This is a genomic window from Streptomyces aureus (assembly GCF_000725495.1).
Classification (GTDB): Bacteria; Actinomycetota; Actinomycetes; order Streptomycetales; family Streptomycetaceae; genus Streptomyces; species Streptomyces aureus_B.
Window position 1 is genome coordinate 28129 of the sequence record NZ_JNZD01000020.1, and the last position, 20332, is coordinate 48460.

At 67.0% G+C, this 20332-nt stretch carries 17 protein-coding genes and 1 pseudogene; 7 read left to right on the forward strand and 11 right to left on the reverse strand.

All coding sequences use genetic code 11. The annotated features are described in order from the left end of the window. Window positions 1-46 precede the first annotated feature (46 nt). On the forward strand, window positions 47-2731 hold the full coding sequence (locus tag IO36_RS43270; RefSeq protein ID WP_051900862.1) for an ATP-binding protein: 2685 nt from the start codon (window positions 47-49) through the stop codon (window positions 2729-2731). A 485-nt stretch (window positions 2732-3216) separates the two neighbouring features. Beyond that, a pseudogene (locus tag IO36_RS23640) lies at window positions 3217-3516 on the forward strand (IS630 family transposase); the annotation flags it as partial. Between the two features lie 4 nt (window positions 3517-3520). Here IO36_RS23640 and IO36_RS48290 read toward each other — a convergent pair. Together IO36_RS48290 and IO36_RS23650 are read right to left on the reverse strand one after the other, a co-directional pair. Next, a complete protein-coding gene (locus IO36_RS48290; protein ID WP_037622878.1) occupies window positions 3521-3964 on the reverse strand; it encodes a hypothetical protein in 444 nt (147 codons plus the stop codon). A 356-nt stretch (window positions 3965-4320) separates the two neighbouring features. After that, a complete protein-coding gene (locus IO36_RS23650; RefSeq protein ID WP_037622777.1) occupies window positions 4321-4779 on the reverse strand; it encodes a MarR family winged helix-turn-helix transcriptional regulator in 459 nt (152 codons plus the stop codon). Between the two features lie 88 nt (window positions 4780-4867). Here IO36_RS23650 and IO36_RS23655 point away from each other — a divergent pair, with 88 nt between their 5' ends. Then, the gene (locus IO36_RS23655; protein WP_037622779.1) at window positions 4868-5794 is read left to right on the forward strand and encodes a quinone oxidoreductase family protein; all 927 of its coding nucleotides are present in this window, start codon (window positions 4868-4870) and stop codon (window positions 5792-5794) included. 37 nt (window positions 5795-5831) lie between these two features. Here IO36_RS23655 and IO36_RS23660 read toward each other — a convergent pair whose 3' ends face one another. The 4 genes from IO36_RS23660 to IO36_RS23675 all read right to left on the reverse strand — a co-directional run bounded on the left by IO36_RS23660 (window position 5832) and on the right by IO36_RS23675 (window position 11652). Further along, window positions 5832-8990: a DEAD/DEAH box helicase gene (locus tag IO36_RS23660; RefSeq protein WP_245173443.1), complete on the reverse strand. Its 3159-nt coding sequence runs from the start codon at window positions 8988-8990 to the stop codon at window positions 5832-5834. Window positions 8991-9399: 409 nt separating this feature from the next. Further along, the gene (locus tag IO36_RS23665) at window positions 9400-9672 is read right to left on the reverse strand and encodes a hypothetical protein (protein ID WP_037622880.1); all 273 of its coding nucleotides are present in this window, start codon (window positions 9670-9672) and stop codon (window positions 9400-9402) included. A 356-nt stretch (window positions 9673-10028) separates the two neighbouring features. Continuing rightward, on the reverse strand, window positions 10029-11042 hold the full coding sequence (locus IO36_RS23670) for a hypothetical protein (protein ID WP_037622781.1): 1014 nt from the start codon (window positions 11040-11042) through the stop codon (window positions 10029-10031). Between the two features lie 316 nt (window positions 11043-11358). Further along, on the reverse strand, window positions 11359-11652 hold the full coding sequence (locus IO36_RS23675; RefSeq protein ID WP_037622782.1) for a hypothetical protein: 294 nt from the start codon (window positions 11650-11652) through the stop codon (window positions 11359-11361). A gap of 48 nt (window positions 11653-11700) precedes the next feature. On the opposite strand from IO36_RS23675, the gene IO36_RS23680 reads away from it, so the two are divergent. Further along, the gene (locus tag IO36_RS23680; protein WP_158997448.1) at window positions 11701-12720 is read left to right on the forward strand and encodes a nucleotide kinase domain-containing protein; all 1020 of its coding nucleotides are present in this window, start codon (window positions 11701-11703) and stop codon (window positions 12718-12720) included. 114 nt (window positions 12721-12834) lie between these two features. Here IO36_RS23680 and IO36_RS48975 read toward each other — a convergent pair whose 3' ends face one another. The 5 genes from IO36_RS48975 to IO36_RS23705 all read right to left on the reverse strand — a co-directional run bounded on the left by IO36_RS48975 (window position 12835) and on the right by IO36_RS23705 (window position 16955). Further along, window positions 12835-13989: an RNA polymerase sigma factor gene (locus IO36_RS48975; protein ID WP_078943386.1), complete on the reverse strand. Its 1155-nt coding sequence runs from the start codon at window positions 13987-13989 to the stop codon at window positions 12835-12837. 467 nt (window positions 13990-14456) lie between these two features. Next, complete coding sequence (locus IO36_RS23690) at window positions 14457-15302, reverse strand: thymidylate synthase family protein (protein WP_037622785.1); 846 nt, start codon at window positions 15300-15302, stop codon at window positions 14457-14459. 50 nt (window positions 15303-15352) lie between these two features. Then, a complete protein-coding gene (locus IO36_RS23695) occupies window positions 15353-16267 on the reverse strand; it encodes an ImmA/IrrE family metallo-endopeptidase (RefSeq protein WP_037622786.1) in 915 nt (304 codons plus the stop codon). Then, window positions 16264-16677 (reverse strand): helix-turn-helix domain-containing protein, encoded by a 414-nt coding sequence (locus IO36_RS23700; RefSeq protein WP_037622787.1) that lies wholly within the window; start codon window positions 16675-16677, stop codon window positions 16264-16266. Before IO36_RS23700 ends, IO36_RS23695 begins: the two co-directional genes overlap by 4 nt. Next, a complete protein-coding gene (locus IO36_RS23705; RefSeq protein WP_037622788.1) occupies window positions 16674-16955 on the reverse strand; it encodes an acyl carrier protein in 282 nt (93 codons plus the stop codon). The genes IO36_RS23700 and IO36_RS23705 overlap by 4 nt, the downstream gene beginning before the upstream one ends. A 115-nt stretch (window positions 16956-17070) precedes the next feature. Between IO36_RS23705 and IO36_RS23710 the strand changes: the two genes are divergently transcribed. From IO36_RS23710 to IO36_RS43285, 3 genes are all read left to right on the forward strand, one after another. Continuing rightward, window positions 17071-17949 carry a nucleoside triphosphate pyrophosphohydrolase family protein gene (locus IO36_RS23710; RefSeq protein ID WP_037622790.1) on the forward strand — a complete coding sequence of 293 codons (879 nt, stop codon included), beginning with the start codon at window positions 17071-17073 and terminating at the stop codon, window positions 17947-17949. Between the two features lie 271 nt (window positions 17950-18220). Then, window positions 18221-18574, forward strand: a complete 354-nt coding sequence (locus IO36_RS46920; protein WP_051900863.1) for an effector-associated constant component EACC1 — start codon at window positions 18221-18223, stop codon at window positions 18572-18574. Between the two features lie 44 nt (window positions 18575-18618). After that, a complete protein-coding gene (locus IO36_RS43285) occupies window positions 18619-20310 on the forward strand; it encodes a caspase, EACC1-associated type (RefSeq protein WP_051900864.1) in 1692 nt (563 codons plus the stop codon). The last annotated feature ends 22 nt before the right edge of the window (window positions 20311-20332 follow it).

Here is a 20332-nt window from a genome sequence, read left to right on the forward strand (position 1 = left end):
GTGCGCTCCTGCCCTTGTTCCCGGTCTGCGATGAAAGGATGAGAGCATGCCCAAAACCCCCGAAGACTCCCACGCCGGCAGGCACGGCGACCCCGTCATCGATGCCGACCAGCTGGTGCGGATCACATCGCTTCACCGGGGGTTTCTCTACCAGCATCTGTACGCGGCAGCCTGCCTGCTGCGCTTCAAGACGGCAGGCCTGCACACGCTGCTGGTGGAACGCGACGAGGACCTCGAGGCAGTCCTTTCCGGACGCCACCTCTACCTGCAGGTCAAGACCCGCAGCAAGCCCCTGCAGTGGGGAGACATCAGCGGCGCGGTCGACAACTTCGCCGCCGCGCGCACCCGCCACACCGAGGGCAAACGCCCGGGCCACCCGCAGCTGGTCATCGTGGCCAACGTGCCCCTGGGCCCGAAGCTGGCAACGATGACGACCGCAACCGACTGGCCCGACGACGTCACCCTGCTGACCCCGCAGGCAACCCCACCAGAGGACTGGCTCCCCCCAGCCTGGACGGACCTCGAAGAAGGCATCGCCTGGTGCACCCGAGAAGCCGCGCAAGTCCCCTTCTCCTCGCTGAGCCCGCTCACCCTCGTGTGGAAACTCGCCGCCCGCGTCGTCTACGCCTGCACCGGCCACGGCAATCAGGCCTTTACCGCCGACACCGTCGAGGGCCTGTACGAGCAGTTCGTCCAGGAACTGCAGGACTTCCCTGCCCTCGACCACGACTACCTGCCCCAGGCCGACGAGCCCGACCTGCTGACCGACGCCCGGGTACGCCTGATCACCGGCTTCTCCGGAGCGGGCAAGACCGCCTGGGCCGCCCACGCGGCCCAGCACTGCCCCGAACCTCTCACCTACTTCGACACCACTGCACTCGCCGCCGACGCCGTCGCGGGCGGCCTCGCCCGCGAACTCGCCGCCCGGCACCTCACCGCCGACCAGCGCACCGGGCTGCCGCACGCCGTGGGAATCGACCTCCTGCGCGCCGTCCACCAGCATCTGACCGGCACACCGGTGGCCATCGTCCTCGACAACGTCCACCACCTCAACGCCACCGACCTGAAGCAGATCACCCAAACGCTGGCCACGGTACGCCTCGTCCTGCTGGGCCAGCCACGCCCCGACCAGACCACTTACAGCGCGCACCTGGGCATCACACCCGAATTCCTCAACGGCTGGAACGCCGATCATGTAGCCCAAGTCCTCGCCGACGCCGGGGCTCCCGCCGACGCGGCCACGATCGACCGCCTCATCACCCTCACCGGCGGACTTCCCCTCTACGTCCGCAATGCCGCCCAACTCGCCCAGAACCACTACGCCCAGGACACGGCCCGCATGTGCCAGGCCCTCATCGCCCGCCAGCACACCGCGCCCACCGCTCAGGACCTCATCCTCGAAGAGATGTTCGAGGGCCTGGCACTACAGGCCCAGACCACCGCATCACTCCTCGCGCTGGCCGAGATCCCTCTCACCCACGACGAACTCACCCGCCTCGCCCACGACACCAGCCTCAGCCCGAGCGACTGCGCGCGCAGCCTGCGTACCCTGGCCGGCCTCGGCATCCTCCAGCGCACCGGAGGCGGCCTGACCACCCTCCACGACGCCACCCGCGCACTTGCGGCCGACTACATCCCCCACCACCTCGGCACACAACACCAGCTCGATCTCACCCTCAGCACCATCCTTCACGACTCCCTGACCAGCGGCAGTGCCTCGACGGGACGCCTGGCCCGCTGGGCGCGCCTGCTGGCCCGCACTGAGCAAACCGAACAGCTGCTGTCTCTCGCCAGCCACGACTACTTCTTCGACCAGCCCTTCGCCGCCGGCCTCGAGCCGACGCTGCAGATGGTGGCCGCCGACCCGGCTGCCCGGCCCATCGACCGCTTTGACGCCCTCAATGCCCTGGCCAGTTTGGCGCTCGACGCCGACGACGCAGCAGCCCACAAGCAGCTGACCGAGGAACTGACCACGCTCGCCGACGCCCACCAACAGCACTGGGGCATCCGGGAGACTGTCGTCCTGGCCGGCCACCAGATGCACCAGCACGCCGACAGTCACGACATCACTGCACTGAATGCTGCCTACCTCGCGGCCCGCAAGGCCCTGCCGAAGAACAGCGCCGCCCGACGCATCCTGCGCTACAACCAGGCCAAGTGCCTCTGCCGGGCAGAACGCTACATCCAGGCCGACACCATCGCCCTCGACCTCGCTGAAACCTACATGGCGCACCTGGGCCTGGAGGACCGCGACATCGTCGGGACCAGCGTCGAGCAGGTGGCCGCACGGCTGGAAGCCGCTGACGCAGACCTCGATGACTGCAAGCGTCTCGCCGACTGCCTGGCCCTGGCCGTGCGCTGCAAACGGCAGCTCAGCCAATCGTTCGGCCTGTCCGCCCTGCACGCCATGAAGCTCTACCAACTATCCCAGGCATGGCGGCACTTCGTCATCATCGGACAAGACATCGCCGACGACTTCGTCGAGCTTGGCGACCTGCAGCAAGCCATGGAACTTCTGGACAACGCCTTGCTGCCGGCAGCCCAGCAGCAAGGCCTGGGTGACCTTCTCCTTGCGGTGCGAGCCCAACGAGCCGTCGTCCTTGCACACACCGGAGACTTCGCCGCGGCCCGCACCGAGATCGAAAGCCTGCTCCACTACAACGTGCCGCCCCCGCAGGCGCAAGAGATCAACAAGCAGAAGGGCCTGATCGAACACCTCGCACGCGGGTGAGCAGCCCAGACCTCCGGCCCCCTGGAAGTGACCGAACCGCCACCGGCTCGTCAACTCATGAAAGGGACAGGCCGAGTTCACATCCGCTCTTGTCGCCCACACCCCGCTGTCCCTTGAGAGACCGCAACCGGCGCCGCACCGGCCACACCAGCGGCACCGCGACGGACGACTGCCGCCACCGCTGCAGTGGAGGCTGGCAGTCCTCGGCCGACTGTGAGAACCTCCGGCAGCCTGCCGTGGCGACAGAACAGAATGCCTCAGGTACGGCCGAGAGGGCCGCTCGGAACGCTACAGGGCCTTGGCGTCCTCCCCGGCCTAAAGGCCGGGGATTCCCGCCTGCCCCCGGCCGGTCGGCTGGCAGCTTCGGGTGGGTTCCTGTTTCTTCCGCACGGGGTGCGGGTTGCGCGCTGTGCCGGCACGGGTGCCGGTCTTGCCTGCGCTCCACGGGCGTTTTGGGTCTCCGCCTGTCCGGCGGCGACCTTCCGAACTGGCGGATGAAGGCGTGGGCAGCCAAGAACAAGGTCGAGCTGTGCTTCACCCCGAGCTACGCGTCCTGGGCCAACTCCATCGAAGCCCACTTCGGACCGCTGCGGCAGTTCACTCTCGCCAACTCCCGCCACCCCAACCACACTGTCCAAACCCGGGCCCTGCACGCCTACCTGCGCTGGCGCAACCAGAAAGCCCGTCACCCCGACGTCCTTGACGCCCAACGACGCGAACGAGCCCGCATCCGAAGCGAGAAAGCCATCCGCTGGGGAGGGCGTCCCACCACGACGGCGGCCTGAGCAACTACACCTGCTCCTGGTACACCCTGATCCCGGTTGGATGGAGTCTGCGGATCACTGTCCAGGCTGCCCGCTCGGTCAGTCCTTGGGCCCACTCATCAAGATCGTCTCCGGCATCGTGGAAGAACCACGAACTGAAGCTTCCCAGGGCTTCCAGGGCCGGCTCGAGTACGTATCGAAGCTCGCAGTGGACCTGCGCGTAATGGTCGTGATCACCGTCGCTGTCGGAGACCTCGAACTGCCGGGTGAGATCCAGCGTGAACGCCGGAGGACCGCCGAACGCGTAGGTCCCGTACTGGAACAGGAGACCGTCCGCATCGGGTGTGTCCAGGACGTGGAACAGCCGTCGGCCGAAACGGAGGAAGGCAAACCAGACGTCTTCCGTGACCAGATCGGCAACCGCCCGGGTCCCCAGTTCGCCCTCAAGCACTCCCACGGCCTCATTCATCGACGGCCTCCCCGTCACACCCGCCCTCCTCACCCAACGCAACCAGGCCGAGCGTACTCAACTCGGCGAACCTTCCTGGTCAGAGCGCTAGGGACTGCCTCTTGGACCTGTCCGTGAGATCGTCGTGCCCATGATCGAGTCGGGCACTGGCCGTTGAGGTCGGTGCAGTTGATCGGGTCGTCATTGCAGGTGCCGTACGAGGTGGCGCTGCCCCCTGGTCCGGGGCGATCTGGAGGAAGCGCCCGGTTGTTGGGCTGCAGAGACGCTGCCCCATGAGGGTGATGCCCGGTGAGGTGTCAGTGGCCGGCGCACCGACATCGCTCCCATTCCCGTACGCGGCCGCCTCCGCGCCCACGTCACCCTGACCGTTGCGCCTGTACAACGGCCGACGCCAGCTCGGTGATCCGTGCCCGTTCGGGGGGTGTGAGTCCATCGGTAAGTGCCGAAATGCGCCTGCCGATCTCGGCAGTACCCCAGTTGGTGAGGTCTTTGCCGTCGTCAGTCAGGGAGACCAGAACCGCGCGGCCGTCATGCGGGGACGGTGAGCGCTTCAGCAGACCGCGCTTCTCCGCGCGGGCGACCAAGCCCGTCATCGAGGACTTGTCGAGGCCGAGGACTGTGGCCAGCTCGAGCATGCCGGCAGGGCGCCCCCGCAATACCCCCAACAGCCGGATCTGGATGACCGATAGCCCGCGCTCGGCGCCTACTTCACCCAGGATCCGCTGCACCAGGAAGGACAACTGCACGAGGGCGTCCACCGTATTGAGCGGGGCATCGCCTACGGCCGGTGCGGGCGGTTCAAGATCGGAGGCCATGCGGTCACCTTAGCTTGCATTAGTACGTGGCACAAACTATATTGCGAGTAGTACGTGCCACAAACTAAAAGAGTTTGGAGCTCCTCGCATGCATGCCGCAGTAGTCCACTCCTTTGGCACCCCGCCACGCTACGAGCAGTTCTCCGACCCCATCGCTCGCGGGAAGAATGAGGTCGTCGTCGACGTCCTGGCCGCCGGGCTCCACCCCCGGGTGCGCTCCCAAGCGGACGGCTCGCACTACACCAGCACCGGCGAACTCCCGCTGATTCCCGGGATCGACGGCGTTGTCCGGGGGCCTGATGGCCGCCTTCGTTACACGATCCTCGACGAGACCTCCCTGGGAACTCTGGCCGAGCGCACGGTCATAGAGCCCGACCGCAGCATCGTGCTGCCCAAGGATGTCGACCCGGTGATCGTTGCCGCAGCGATGAATCCCGCCATGTCCTCCTGGGTGGCGCTGCGCCGCCGCATCGACTTCAAGCGAGGCCAGAGCGTGCTCATCCTCGGCGCAACCGGCAATGCCGGGCGCATGGCCATCCAGGTGGCCAAGAAGTTCGGCGCCGCCCATGTCATCGGCGCCGGCCGCAACACCGCCGCGCTTCAGGCCCTTCGTCCCCTTGGCGCGGACGAGGTACTCCCACTCGACCAGCTCGCCGAGGCCGCGAACGTCGACGTCGTCATCGACTACCTGTGGGGCGAGCCGGCCGCGGCTGGCGTCGTCGACATGATCACCGCCCGCAAGGAGCGTTCCGATCCGATCACCTGGATCCAGATCGGGTCTGTAGCCGGGCCGACTTCCCCGATCCCCTCGGCCGCACTGCGGGCCGCACGATTGCAGATCGTCGGGAGCGGCATCGGCTCGGTCCCTGGCCGGGACTGGCTGAAAGAGCTGCCCAAGCTCGTCCACGCCATCACCAAAGGCGAGTTCGATGTCCGTTCGAAGGCCATGCCCCTCAAAGACGTCGAACAAGCCTGGTGTACCAACACCGGCGACCGGATGGTCCTCGTCCCTTGACGAAAACCCGCACCACATCTCCGGCTTGCACGTAGAGTTATTGGCTGCAGTAGACGGTGAAGTCACCCGCCGTGACCTGCCGTGCGTAGGTCTCGGCGCCTGCGAGGATGTACAGCTGCCGGTCGGTCACGGTGCCGGCCCGCAGGCCGGGCTGGGCGATGACGGTGTGGAAGCGGGGCAGCAGCAGGCGGGCCCTGTCCATGATCGCGATCAGGTCCTTGTGCTCACCGACCTCGTAGGGTGAGATTCCGGGGTTGCGACGGGTGTACTGCACGGCGCGGCCGCGCAGGTGTTCCAGAAGACTTTCGACGCTGCGACGCCACTTCGCGCTGCCCACGGCCTGACCGCAGACCTCATAGAGATCCGCGACCCGTGTTCCGGCCTTCTTCTTGGAGTACTTGCAGTGCACCAGCGTCACGTCGAGGTACTCGCCATTGACCTGGAGCCCGACCAGATCGGCAGCCTCACCGGAGCGGTCGTCGTCGATGAGGACGTCGAAGGTCCCGTTCGCTCGGAGGTGGGCAGACATGTAGTACTGAATGGAGTCGGTCCGTCGCTGGGGCTTTTGGGACTCCTTGGTGAAGTCCACGCCCCGCCAGTCCAGCGGCGTGAGCAGCGCGGTGTCGAAGGGCCGGCGTTCGTAGCGTGGGTTGATGAGTTTGCCGTCGCCGTCGATGAGCCGGTCGCCCTCCAGAAACAGGTCGGGCTTGTTGGCGTTGAGCCACTGCACCAGAGGCCGCGAACGAGCGTTTCTGCCGCCACCGACAGTGACGTCGGCGTCCTGCCCGCGGGGACGGTAGGTGAGCCCCTTGGCATCGACGGTGGCCTGGTAGGGGACTTCCCAGTTCTCAGAGACCAGTGAGAACAGGAAGGGGCCGGTGGGGGAGTAGTCGTCCACCCGGAAACCCACATCGGTGAGTGCAACCGCATGCCCGCCGTATGTGACCGTGAGGCGGTCGCGTGAGCCCGTGTAGACGCTCCAGGGCCACTGCACAGCCAGGAGGGTCAGTTCCGGTCGTTTGGTGAGGTCCTCAGGAATGATGAACCCCTCGAAGACCTGTCGCAGGTTAATGCTGGTATCGAGCAGCTTGGTTCCCTGTTTGTCACACCAGTCGATCCAGGCCTTGAGGCTGGATGCCGTGGAGGTGGACCAGAAACGGCCGGAGGATGCGGCGTTGATGGAGATGCTCTCTCCGTTGTCGAAACCGGACGCGGCCACATGCGTCTTGGTCTTGTGCTCCTGTGTGCTGTCAAAACCCTGCGACACGTCGCTGCCGACGTGGAGAGAGAACCGGGTGAAGTGGTTGTGGGAGTCCTTGAGGCCGACATTGGTCGGGATCAGACGGTCAACCTGCGCCAGAACCCGGTAGGGACGAGGTCCGTTGATCAACTCGCAGTCGTCGCCCAGGACAGCCTCGGCAAGCTCCTTGTAGTTTCCGGACTTCTCCGATCCATGGAGGTAGAGCAGCCGCCGTTCCTTGTCGAAGTACAGGATGAACAGCTCGTACACCACCTGCTCCAGCGCCTGCGGCGCACCCCAGCGAACCTTGTCGCGGCGCTCGACGACGAACCACGCAACCCGCTGATCGTCGCCCAGAGAGACGGCATCGCCCAGGACCTCGCTGTTGCCCCGGAACAGCGTCAGCGCTTCCTCGGGTCTCCACTCCTCGGACGGCGCCATGTAGGCCACGGCGCTCATCTTCGGCTCCAGTACCGTCACGGCCACCTCGGCCGGCGCGCCCTGGAACGAGCTGTCGAACTCGCTGGTCGCCTCCGCCTCGGAGGTCACCCTGTCGGTGATGTCGCGCAGCAGCACGTTCCAGTCGGCGTCCTCACGCAGCAGATGACGCAGCGGGGAGGATGAGGCAGACGCTTCGTGCAGTACCAGGACCGTGGCTTCCCCGAGTCCGCTTGCCGTGCGGGTGAACCGGCCGATGAACTGGATCATCGGGCTGAGGCTCTTGCGCGGCTCGTGCATGGCCGCGATCTTCAGCGCCGGTTCGTCGAAGCCCTCACCCAGCATGTCGACGCAGACGATGATGCGGCAGGTTCGCTGCCTCAGCGCCGAGACAGCGGCCTGACGACGCTTGACCCCGATGTCCTGGTGCACGACGGTGGGGTCGAACTCAGGAGCCAGACGCCGGTAGATCGCGGTGATCTGCTCGGCCTGGGCGATGCTGCCGGCCCGCGCCATGAGCACATGGTCATGACCTTCTGTACGGTCCAGACGCAGCTGGTCGACCGCGAGCTGGGCGAGCTCCTCGTCCGGGCTGTGCAGCCCGATCACGGCACGGTAGTTGATGTGCCGGAAGTAGCCGTCACGCTGTGCCTCCCTGAGAGGGAAACGGAAGATCGTGCGCCCCGGCAGGCTGCGACGGTCCTCGCGAAACGGCGTCGCGGTGAACAGCAGGACAGGCCGTCCGGCAAAGTCGTTGATGACGCTCGCCCAGGTACGTGCCGCAGCGTGGTGAGCCTCGTCCACGATCAGATGCGAGAAGGACGACAGCAGAGCTGCCCGCACGTTCCCCACGCTCCTGTTGAGGATCTGCGGGGTGGCGACGACGACATTGCATGCCTCGACGAACCGGACCGCCTCCTCCGCGTCCTTGAACCCGTGGTCAAGGCGGCCCACCCGCGGCCGCAACGCGGCCAGCGTGACGATCTGCTGCTCCTGCAGGATGCCCAGCGTCTCGAACTTCCCTGCGATCTGGTCCCGCAGGGCCGCGCTGGGCACCAGAACCAGCAGCCGTTCCATGCGCGCGGCCACCAGAAGAGCCATCATGGTCTCTGTTTTGCCGGTGCCGGTGGGCATGACCACGATGCCGGGATCACCGAGCCCCGAGTTCCAGTACCCCATCACAGCGTGCAGGGCGCCGACCTGCGGACGCCTCAGGCTGTGCGGCTCGTCGTGGGGACGAAACGCGATGGCGTTGCGGAAGGACTCCACCACGGTCTGCGGCGTATGGGCGTGACTGCCTTGCCAGTCCACACTGCGGCCGGGCCCGTCGGCCAGCACTGCCGTCAGCTCGTCGGCTGCAGCCGATGCCGTGCGTACCGCGGGCCAGCGGCCGTAGACGTTCGAGACGCTCAACGCCCCGGCTTCGTCGGTGACCTGCAGACTGCCGCCGGGGACCAACAGCTGACGTACCCTGTTGCGCCCGAATCTCTCCTCAGCCCACACGGGCTGCGTGCTCACGTTCACAGTGGTGCTCTCTTCACGCAAAGGGGAACCGGTCGGCGGAAGGCGCAGGGACCAGGCGGTGCCCGTTCAGCCGGTATGGCGCCCGCGATCGGCGGCATCGGTGCACGAAGGCCGTGCGCGGCGCTGACCGGCACTCGGGGCATAGCCCCGGCGAAGCTTCTGCGGACCTCGCCGAGGAGACCGAACCATGTCCCACCGCACCCTTCCGGCTCGTCATGAATCGGCGGCAAGAGCCGCTGGCCGCGACGCGCAGAGGCCGACCGGACCAGGGGCCTGACGGCCCCGAGACAAGACCCGTAACGGTGGACCGCGGAGCACGGGCCGGCATCCACTCGCCCTGCCACCCCGGCGCGCCCGATGCGACATAGACATTAGGAGCGCCTGGGCGCGGCAAGCGCGATGTCTAGATATTCGTCTCCAGCCACGCGGCAACTTCACTGCTCAGGTTGTAGCTCGCCCACGGGGTGCCCGTCACGTTCATCACGAGCAATTCGTCGTTCCGGTCGACGTATCCCCTGAGGAGGTCGCGCACCTGGGAAACGGTTTTCGGTGTCGTCACCACCCACGTGGACTCCAGCGGGTGGCACCAGGATCCGAGATCCTTGATCTCCTTGATCAGGGCGGTGTAGTTCTGTCCGGGCCTGTTCAAGTCGTACCCGATCAACAATGCAGCCATAGCGATCACTGCCTCTTTCCCGAGGCGAACCGCCCGCAGTCACCACAGGGTTGGAGAACCCGATGGCTCGTTGTAAGGTCCCAGGGCGCGACCAACGCACAAGGCCCCATGCCGGGTGGTTCGACCTCACGTCGAAGCCCCTGGCTGGGGCCTGTTTTGGTTCGAACGTCCACAAGTACAGCACCCCACAGGCCTCTCGGCAAGCAAGGACCCCATAAGTTGTGTTACTCGCTCGTAGGAACACAACATGTAGTGGTCCACACGTGTTTCAAGACTGAATGAACGTCAAAATCCCAACGCTACACCGCCGCGCTGACAGCGGCCGGGGCGCGGAAGTCGGCGAGGCAGGACAGTCCTCAGCCGCTCGTCCGCGCGACGAAAGCAGCCCGCCCCTCGCCGGGCCGCTCTGCGCACAGTGGCCGGGCCCGCGAGATCCAGCAGCGGAGCGACAAGTCGGCGAGGCTTTCGACGAAGTACCGGTCGGCGAGAACGGAACCCGGCGGGTGCACCTCGCGCGCGCTCATCCATTCCATCAGCGTGCCGGCAGCACCTCGTGCCAGCACGGGCTGATCCCTCGCCGCCCGCGTCTGGCGCCCTCCGCTCGCCCGCGTCCACACCTGATCCATGTTCTCCAGTACCTCCGCACGCAGGGACTCCAGCTCGTTGACGCTGATACGCGCTAGCTTCTCGATCCGCTCCCGGGGCGATGTCGTCTTCTGGCGGGCCATCTGCGAGACGTGGCACACGGCCGCGTAGTCCCAGACCGCGAGGCAGTCCTCGGTGACGTCGCAGTCGAGATGCAGTGCCGCTGCCAGATCTTGCATGAAGGCGGCGTCCGACTCCGGGAGCCGACGCCTCTCGAGCCCCACCAGAACACCCAGCAGGCGGGCGTCCACTTCCTCACGCGGAGAGCGGGCCAGATCGGGCTGACGCCGGAGGTTGATGCGCATCTGCCGGATCGCCCTGCCGTTCTCGGCCAGCGAGATCTTGGCAGCAGCCTCAGCTCGCTCGTACTCGCTGTCCATCTCGGCGGCCCACAGGGGCGGGACCAGCGCCTGCACACGCCCCACCTGCTCCTCGTGCTGCACTCGGTGCCCGAAGTACGCACCGGCCAGCGCGGTTTTGAGTGCGCGCTCCGGTACTGCGGCTCCGGAAAAGAAGGCAAGCAGGGCCAGGTCGTCGTAGGTGCGTCCAGGGCCGGCGTGCCGGGCCAGGGCGCAGACCAGATCTTCCGTGCCCTGCGGATAGAACCGTTCGGTTCCCCCGGCTCCTGCGCGGTGCGCACTGGAGCCCGGGATCAAGCCGTGCCGGCGCCAGCGTTCCAGCTGGCTGGCAGTTACCCGGTATCCGGACGCCGCCGCCAGGTCCATCAGTTTGAGATCTGCTCGGCTGGGTGCAGTTCTTGGCATGAAAGAACGCTACGCAGAACACGGATGCGTTTTCGGACCGCCGCTGCGGGGGTCGTACGGCATCGGCGGGGGCGGATCTTCACAGTCGGCGTGCTCCGGCACAGGACAGGAACTTCGCCGCCGGCACCCCGGCCGTCCGGCGGGCCGGGATGAAAGCCAGGGCTGTCGGGCCTCAGGAGCATGGCCGCGGCGATGGCCCGGTCATGGGACGCCAGCGCTGTGGTCCCCGTGGCGAGTGATTCGACCAGCCCCGTGACCTTCCGCCAACGCCGGTCGTTCAGGCAGATGCGGCGCGCCGCGGCCCGGGCGCCAGGACGTGGGGGAGGTCCTCGCGGTTCTCGTCGCTCGCGAAGGCGGTCTCGGGCAGGCGACGGTAGCGGTGCAAAAGAAGGGCCAACTCCTCGGGCTCGGCATCGGCTGCTGCCACCAGGGCGGCCAGCAGCTCGGCCCGAGAGGTGCGCTCACCGGCTGCTGCGGCGGCGCGGACCAGGATGTTCAGCCGCCGGTCGATGTCCTCGGGCCACTGCACCGAGGTGGTGCGGCGCTGCTGCTGACGGTGCAGCAACTCCATGACTCCTCCTCCATGACAGTCAACCTATAACGAATATATAATGAGGCTATGGGGACGTTGCTGCAAGACCGTCAAGCGATCACCGGGCCGCAAACGGTGCAGGTGGTGGGCCGGAAGCTGCGGCCGACGCCGGTGTTCGACACGTACTGGCGGTTCGCCGCGGCCCGGCAGGCCGTCTACGAGGCCCGCCTGCAGGGCCGGGAACAGCCGTGGACCGACGACCCGATCCTGGCCCGGCACCGGTTCACCAACTGCTATCGGGCGGCCGACCGGGTCAGCCAGTTCCTCATCACGGATGTGATCTACAACGGTCCGCAGGCATGGGAGGACGTATTCTTCCGCGCCCTGCTCTTCAAGATCTTCAACAAGGAGTCCACGTGGCGGCTGCTGAGCCGCGAACTGGGCGAAGTGCGCTGGGACAGCTACACCTTCGAGGCGTACGACCGGGTGCTGTCAGCAGCCTTCGCGCGCGGCGAGCGGCTGTACTCGGCCGCCTACATCGTTCCGCCGCCGCAGCTGGGGGAGGGCCGCAAGCACCGCAACCACCTGCGGCTGCTGGAGATGATGATGACGAGCGGCGCACCCGAGCGTGTCGCCCAGGCGGAGACGATGAAGGAGGCATACGAGATCCTGCTGGGCTACCCGGCGTTGGGTCCGTTTCTCGCCTACCAGTTCACCATCGATCTCAACTACGCACCGCAGCTCGCATTCTCGGAGATGGACTTCGTGGTCCCGGGACCCGGGGCGCGTGACGGCATCCGCAAGTGCTTCGGGCCGGCAGCCGACGGGATCGAGGCCGACGTCATCGGCTACATGGCCGCCTCCCAGGACGAGCATTTCGCCCGCCTGGGCCTGCCCTTCGCCGGGCTGAGGGGCAGGCCGCTACAGCTGATTGACTGCCAGAACCTGTTCTGCGAGGTCGACAAGTACGCGCGGGTCGCCCACCCGGACATCGCCGGTATCAGCGGCCGCACCCGCATCAAGCAGGCTTACCGCAGAGACGCTACTGCGGTGCAAGCCTGGTTTCCTCCGAAGTGGGGCCTGAACACCCCGGCCCCGGCACGGTAACCCCCCTGCCGCTGAAGTCCGGGGCGCTCGCGCTTAGGCCGGGTCGTTTGGATCATGTACTCACCAGCCCCTGCCAGCCATCAGACCGTCCGCCAGCCGAAGCTGCCGACCTGGCTAGGCCGTTGCCGGTCGCGCTCGGCGGGTCTCCCTGCGGACGCGCAACCGACGCTGCGCCACCCGCCAGGTAAGACGGGCCCCCACGATGCTGAGAACCAGGAGCCAGGTCACCCAGTGGTCGACGTTCAGGACCTCCGGAGTCCATGACGGTGTTGGTCTGTGCCCCGGACTTACGGGCGGCCATGGCGGACGATCGTCGGGCCCCCAGGAGGATCCGCCTTGTCCAGCGACCCAGGCCATGGCGATGCCGAACCCCATCACAGCCCAGACGAACATGACTCGTTCCGTGGCGCCCATATTCGTCAGCACCGCGAGCAGGGCGATGCGGCCCCGAGATACCCGGCTGGCTACCGTACCGGCGCTCACTCCAAGATCAGATGCCACCTCCGCATAGCTGTGCCCGAGCCCCTTGACGCCCCACAGGGCCTCGCGCTGCTCAGGGCGCAGGCGCCGCACAGCAGTTCCTACGACTAAGGAACGTGCCGTGTCGTTACCACTTGGCACGGTTACATCCTGACGGTCCAGCAGGGCAGGATCGTTGCTGGGCTCCGTGACGAACTTCCGCTTCTGTTCGTCGTTCACCTTGCTCCGGATAATGGCGTACACGTATCCCTCGACGTTGTCGATGCTGGCCTCGTTGCGCAGCGCCACCATAAAGGCCTCCTGGACCACGTCCTCTGGCGCCATTCGCGACGGCGGGATGCCCGCCAGTTGGAGACGGGAGCGGGCGTAGTGCTGCATGGCCTGATGGCAGCGAGCGTAGGTATCTGCGACCGAAGGGCGCGGCTGGAACGGGCTTGGGAGATAGCACTGGAGCGGCTCCTCGGAGAGCTCTGGCCGTTTGTCATCTTCTCCGTCCGGAGTGCGGATCGACTCGGCCGCCGCCGGTGCAAGGGGAGGATCAGCCGCCGCCGTGCGGGGCGCGGGAGGCGGGTCCTGTCGTTCGTACACCCACGCGCCGTCACGGTAGACGCGCTCGTAACGTGCCTCGCCAGATTCACGGCCTGCGCGGCGAGATCGCGGTACGGGAGTCTCATCACCGGGATCCGTGGGCAGGGGCGGATTGATCTGCACCCAGCCGCCGTACCGCCAGACACGCACCGTTTCCTCGCTCACCGCGGTGCCTCCGGTCGCTCGCAGTGCTGAAAGCATGGTGCGGACGCCTTTTGCAACTCGGCTTTTGCTCGGATGACTTCAGCCTTCCCAAGAGACCGCTGCCGAGAGGCCGCCGCGCTCAGAACCTTTCCCACGCCGGGCACAAGCACGGCGAGGGATACCACGATGACCGCTTCCCACCCCATGGGGGCCGCCTTTCACTTATCGGCCCATTCCCGTCGCTCGGTCCTGGTGCCGTTCACAGGACCAGGGGGACGAGAAGCCGGAAACCTTCCACTTTGTGGCGCACGTCACATCGATGGGTGAGGTGGGCCGGCAGACTTCTTGCCAGGCAGCACCCAGGCCGTCTCCCGTGACGCTTGCCGGTTAAGCCCGCGGCGTTTGGTGCCGTGCATCGCAGGGCGCGGGGCGCGCCCGATTACTGGACGCACCTCGGTGGCTCCGGCAACGCAGCGAGGTGCAGTGCCGGGCGGCGCGGGCCAGCAAGATCCGAAAGGGGCGGTCTAGGCTCCCAGTCCGAACAGTGGTGTGGTCACAGTGTCCTGGAGGGCCCCGAGTTCCTGCTTGGTGCAGTCCAGCCGGGCGCAGCCGGACATGACGCTCACGGTGCCGGGCGTGAGATCGGCATGGCGGGCGACCCAGGCGCACAGATGTCCCAGGGCCAGGTAGTTTCCGTAGGCGCGGTCGAACATGTAATGGCTGCGGTAGTAGGCGGCCAGATGGACGGTGTTCGTGGCGCTGTCGAACTGGAAGGAACAGTGGCTCAGGCAGGGGAAGTCCCGGGGCTGCGTGTCCAGCGAGGCGGCCCGGATGACAGCCTCGGGTCCGGCGTCAGCTGCGTCCGACTCCTCCAGCATGCCTTCGTCGCTGTCCGCGACGTGGGCGGTGCCGGCCTCGTAGACGGCGCTCCACTTCGCCGTGGTGCGCAGCCTGTTCAGGCGCGTGATCACGCGGGCGAGCTGGTCGACCGGCTCCGGCTTGTCGGGAGTGCCGGGGTAGGAGACGAGACGGCCGAAGTAGGTGCCGTGAACGTTGCGCCGGATCTCCTTCTGCAGACGCGGGTACACGGCCCTGTAGCGTTCGCTGAGCTGCTCGTGCGTCGTGCACGTCGCGGCGAGCGCCGCCGGGAAGAGCGTGTTGACGACCGTGGCGATGGGATACAGGGGCTCTTTGGTGCGAGCCGCGCGCAGCCGGTCCAGCTCGGCCCGCAGATGCGGGTCCTCCTGCAGCGGGCGGGCGATCCGGACCATGGTGTGGAAGGCCTTCTTGCCCGGGATCTCCGACAGGCGGGTGCAGGCTTCCAGCCAGGCGCGTGAGATGTCCGGGGCGTCGACGGTGATCGTGTGCATCGGCTCGCTCCTTGATCGACGGGGCGTCGGGAGTGCTGACAGACGTAGATTCAGGCCCAGGAGATGTCGGAGCCTTCGCGGCGTGGGGTGCGCCGCAGCGTCACCCGGAACAGGCCGGAGGATTGCGTCGTGGCGGTGACGAGGGTGTCGCCCACCATCTCTTCGCCCACCCACGCGACGCCGGGCCGATGCGGGGAAAGCCCCGGCAGGCAGATCTGACTGCCGTCATCGGGCGGGGCGGAAGTCAGGCCGGAGGGCAGGTGGTCGAACACGGCGGAGGGGACGTCCAGCATCAGGCAGTCACCGGCGGCCACATGCAGCAGGGCATCGTGGGCTGCGGGCGTCAGGACGTGGACGTGAGCGTGCGCTCCGAGCGGCGGCAGAGAGCCGGCGAGTTCCGTCTTCAGCGCGGCGGGGGAGTACTTGAGCCACACGGCCTCGGCAGACCGGTCGATCATCTTCAGCCGCACCAGATGACGCACCGTGGTGGCGTACGGCGTGCCAAGCCACCGAGCCATCCGGTAGGCGTCCAGGGGGGAGCCGGGACGCTGCAGGCCGCAGCGGGCCAGCGCGGCCCGGGCGGTCGGGCGGGGCATCAGGAACCAGGACGCGAAAGCCTCGGCCTCCTTCTCGTGCTGGGGCCAGCCCTCACCCCAGCGCCCCGACGACTGCTCCTCGTGGTCGATGCTGGTGCCGTGGCCCATCCGGTGGTGACCCAGCTCGTGCGCGGCCGTGTGCCGCATGGCCACTTCCTCGAGACCCGTGTTGAGCAGGCAGGCAGGCCCTCCGCTTCTTTGGTCTATGTACAGGCCCAGCAGACCGCCCAGCCTGCGCCCCATCACCTCCACCCCGTCCCGGCCCAATGCGCCGAACACATCGATGTATCCGTCACCTGCCGCTTCGAGGGCTGCGTGGGCCTGGGCGGCCGCGATCATCGCAGCGCCGTGCGCGTTGTTCCAGCTCACGCACGGCCTCTCTGAGCCGGGGACACCGGCCCCGACTCGTCTTCCTCGGCCTGGCGCCGGGCCTGCAGATACTGGATGAACTTCGCCACCTCGATGCGGTCGCCTTCGCTGAGAGGCCGTCCCGTGCGGGGAAGGCCGGCCAGCGCGTGTTCTCCCGCGTCGGCCGATTCCTCCTCGTCCAGGAAGTAGGAGGCCGGCAGCCGGTAGAGGCGGGCGAGCTTTTGCAGCTCCATCACCTCCACCTTGCGCAGTCCGCGCTCGATGTCGCTGACCGCCGAGCGCACGATGCCGGTGCGCTCGGCGACCTGCTGCTGGGACAGCCCAAGGTACTCGCGCGTGCCTTTGAGCCGCTGGCCGAGGCGGGCACGCCGGTCGGCGTCCTCGGCGGGGGAGGGGGCGTTGTCGTTCACGGCTGGGACTCCTTGGCCTGCTGCATGGTCTCGTGCACGGTCTCAGCGAACGCCCACACCGAGCGCAGGGAGCGCCCGGCTTCGGCGTCGGCAGGAATACGCACGCCGAAGTGTTCCTCGACGCGCGCCAGTATCTCCATGATCAGTACGGAGTCGACCGGCAAGTCCGTTCCACGGGCCGCCAGTTCCTCGTACACCTCCTGAACCGGCCTGTCCTGGTACGCAGCGAGGAAATCGATCACGATGTCCACGATCTCCTGGACGCTGTGCGACGGCATGCTCCGCTTTCCCTTCCTTCACACAACTCCCGGACACCCGGCCCTGCATGACCTACTGTAAAGCGATGTCGGAAAAACCGACAACCTTGTTGGAAGATCCTTCACGGGAGTATGCGTGCACCTCGCCCGCTATCAGCAAGCAGCCCTCAAAACCCTGCAGCCCGTCACCAACGGCACCGACCCCGTCCTCATACCGCTGCTCGGACTCGTCGGTGAAACCGGCTCCGTCGCCACCGCCTACAAAAAACGCCTGCGCGACGGAGCCGACGCCAGCCCCTCCAAACAACAGCTGCGCGAGGAACTCGGCGACGTCCTCTGGTACACCGCCACCCTCGCCCACCTGCTCGGCCTCGACCTCGAGGACATTGCCGCCGCAAGCCTGGAGAAAACCAAGGACCGCTGGCGCGCCACCCCCGACGACCAACGCCCCCGCTTCGACGCCGGCTACCCCCCTCACGAACAACTGCCCCGGCGCACCACCGTCACCTTCACTCCCACCCCCCACACCGACGGACGCACCGTCATCACCCTGACCCGAGAAGACGGAACCCCCGCCGGTGACCCGCTCACCAGCGCCAGCCACATCGAAGACGACTACCGCTTCCACGACGCCTTCCATCTCGCCCACGCAGCCGTCCTGGGCTGGTCGCCCGTCAGCCGCTTCCTCCTTGACCGCAAACGCCGCAGCCGCCCCGGCATCGACGAAGCCGAAGACGGAGGCCGCGCCATCGCCATCGAAGAAGGCATCAGCGCACTCGTCTTCTCCTACGCCAGCCGCCACCAATACTTCGAGAACCTCCGCCACGTCGACCACGAACTACTCATCACCATCGACCACATGACCGCCCACCTCGAAGTAAGCGTCCTGCGCGCCGCCGACTGGGAACAGGCCATCATGACCGGCTACGCCGCCTGGCGACAGCTGCGCAAACACGGCGGTGGCCACCTCGAACTCGACCTCGACGCACAGACCTTGACCTTCATCGAGTCCTGACCGGACGGTGGGTGACCTTCGCACGGCAGGAGAAGGGCCACCGGCAGTCAGACCTCCCCTGCGCCCGCTCAGGCGCACTGGCTCGTCAGTGCAGGACGTCGTGAGCAGCCCAGGCGCCGACCCGAACGGCCGAGCGGGACCCTCCGGGGACTTTTCGAGACACGCACGACCGCCCTCGGCGACAAAGGGCACGACCCCCGCCACAGGGCGCCAGGGGTGTCCGCAGACGTCGTATTCTTCAGATCGACACCACACGTGACACGGGGGAAGCATGATGCCTTACCGGCTGGCGATCGCCGCGCCCGACCACGCAGGCTCGCGCAGCCTGCAGCAGCTGGCCGAGTGGCTGCGCGGGGACGAACAGGTCGGTGACCATGCAGAGGTCGACCTTGTGGCGGCACCTATTGAGGAAGGCGACATGGGTTCGGCCTTCGACGCCGTTCAGGTCGTCGTGGACGAAGGCTTCCAACTCGCCAATCTTCTTCTGGCCGTTGCGACATGGCGTCGGACCACGCCCGTAAAGCCCGGCGTCGTGATCGAACGCAACGGGGTCCGGGTCACGGTCGACACCGACGACCCCGAGAAGATCGCGCAGATCGCAGAGGCACTCAGCGACGCGTCGTGATGCCTGCGGATCCAAACCACCTCCCTGACCCTGCACAGTCACACGTGGTGCTGATCGGCTTCGCCCGCTACGGTCACGCGCCTGACCTCCCCGCCGTCGACAACAACCTCAATGCTCTGCAGGAGTTTTTCACCTCTACCTCCGGCTGGGGACTGCCTGGCGAGCACTGCCATGTCATCCGGCAGGCAGCAGCCCCGGACGACCTGATCACACCGCTGCGCTCGGCCGCCACGGCCGCCCGTGACACCCTGCTGGTCTACTACGCCGGGCACGGCATCCTCGACGAGGACATGGAATTCTCGCTGTCCCTGCCCGGCTCACGGTTGGACGAGCCGTGGACGGGGGTGTCCTACACATGGGTCAAAAGGTTCATTGCCCGTGCCCGTGCCAAGCGCCGTGTCGCCGTGCTGGACAGCTGCTTCAGCGGCAAGGCGCACGCGGTCATGGGCAGTACCTCGGAGGCGGTCAAGGGGCAGGCGGCAGCGGCGGGGACCACGGTCATCACCTCGGCACGAGACGACCGCGTCGCCCTGGCCCCTGCCGGTGAGACCTATACCGCTTTCACGGGCGAGTTGTTGACCGTTCTCCGCGAGGGAATGGACGGTGGACCGGCCGTTCTTACCGTCGACCAGGTCTACGAGTGCGTGAAGCAGGCTCTGGCAGCCAAGGGCCGCCCGCGGCCCGACCGGACCGGCAGCGACACCTGCGGACACACCGTGATGGCAGTGAACCGGGCATTCGTACCGGTCGCGGCTGCAGCAGAACCGCACGTATTGGCGCACCAGCATCTACGCCGTTGGGTCGCACGCCTGCAAGAAGGGCACGAAGAAGCCGCCGACGCCGCACCGGTCCCCGCTTCTTCGACCGAGGCGGGGACCGTAATTGCCGCGGAGGGCACCCAACGGGGTGGCGACCCGGCCCGCGACAGCCAGCTGGCGAAGCGCTACGGCCTGCCCGATGCCGGGAAGACCTTTGCGAACGGCCGGTACGAGACCATCGCCATGGTGGGCCTCGGCGGAATGGCAGAGGTCTACCTCTGCCGTGACACTCTGCTGGGGCGCACTATCATCGCCAAACGCGTACGCAGTGACCAGAGCAGGCTGGGACCTGACCATCTCCGGGACGAAGCGCGCGCCGTGGCAGCCCTCAACCACCCCTCGATCGCCGTGGTGTACGACGTAGTACAAGAGGCCGTGGGCCAATACCTGATCATGGAATATGTGCCGGGCTGGGAGTTGGGAGTGGCGGCGGACGCCCGGCCCACGGTGCAGGAAATCCTTGCCGCAGCGATGGACGTCCTCGATGGACTCGAGCACTCGCATGCAGCAGGCATCATCCACTGCGACATCAAGCCGTCCAATCTCGTCCTGACCACGCAAGGGCGGGTAAAGATCCTGGACTTCGGCATCTCCAGTATCAACGAATCCATCCACAAGATGGGCACGTCCGCAGGGACGCTTCGCTACATGCCGCCTGAAGCCTTCGCTGGCGAACCTCCCCATGTCGCCCGCGACATCTTCAGCATCGGGGCGACTCTCGACGAGCTGATCACCGGCCGGCAGCGCATTCACCAGGCGCCGCGCTTCGGCCCGCCTCGACCGTCCTGGCCCTCGGCCCTCGTGCCCGATCTCGATCCCGGAGTCGAGGCCCTGATCGAAAAGGCCATGGCGCTGAATCCCGGCAAACGCTTCTCCAGCGCGGCACAGATGCGGGCCGAGATAGAGCGCTACATGTGACAGGACCACATGGCAGGCGGCG

Excerpts from the sequence above, each read along its gene's own strand:
- IO36_RS23690 (WP_037622785.1), bottom strand. The coding sequence starts at position 15,302 with ATGCACACGATCACCGTCGACGCCCCGGACATCTCACGCGCCTGGCTG.
- IO36_RS48975 (WP_078943386.1), bottom strand. The coding sequence starts at position 13,989 with ATGCTTTCAGCACTGCGAGCGACCGGAGGCACCGCGGTGAGCGAGGAA.
- IO36_RS43270 (WP_051900862.1), top strand. The coding sequence starts at position 47 with ATGCCCAAAACCCCCGAAGACTCCCACGCCGGCAGGCACGGCGACCCC.
- IO36_RS23650 (WP_037622777.1), bottom strand. The coding sequence starts at position 4,779 with ATGGCCTCCGATCTTGAACCGCCCGCACCGGCCGTAGGCGATGCCCCG.
- IO36_RS48290 (WP_037622878.1), bottom strand. The coding sequence starts at position 3,964 with ATGAATGAGGCCGTGGGAGTGCTTGAGGGCGAACTGGGGACCCGGGCG.
- IO36_RS23705 (WP_037622788.1), bottom strand. The coding sequence starts at position 16,955 with ATGCCGTCGCACAGCGTCCAGGAGATCGTGGACATCGTGATCGATTTC.
- IO36_RS23680 (WP_158997448.1), top strand. The coding sequence starts at position 11,701 with ATGGGGACGTTGCTGCAAGACCGTCAAGCGATCACCGGGCCGCAAACG.
- IO36_RS23670 (WP_037622781.1), bottom strand. The coding sequence starts at position 11,042 with ATGGACCTGGCGGCGGCGTCCGGATACCGGGTAACTGCCAGCCAGCTG.
- IO36_RS23675 (WP_037622782.1), bottom strand. The coding sequence starts at position 11,652 with ATGGAGTTGCTGCACCGTCAGCAGCAGCGCCGCACCACCTCGGTGCAG.
- IO36_RS46920 (WP_051900863.1), top strand. The coding sequence starts at position 18,221 with ATGATGCCTTACCGGCTGGCGATCGCCGCGCCCGACCACGCAGGCTCG.
- IO36_RS23655 (WP_037622779.1), top strand. The coding sequence starts at position 4,868 with ATGCATGCCGCAGTAGTCCACTCCTTTGGCACCCCGCCACGCTACGAG.
- IO36_RS23665 (WP_037622880.1), bottom strand. The coding sequence starts at position 9,672 with ATGGCTGCATTGTTGATCGGGTACGACTTGAACAGGCCCGGACAGAAC.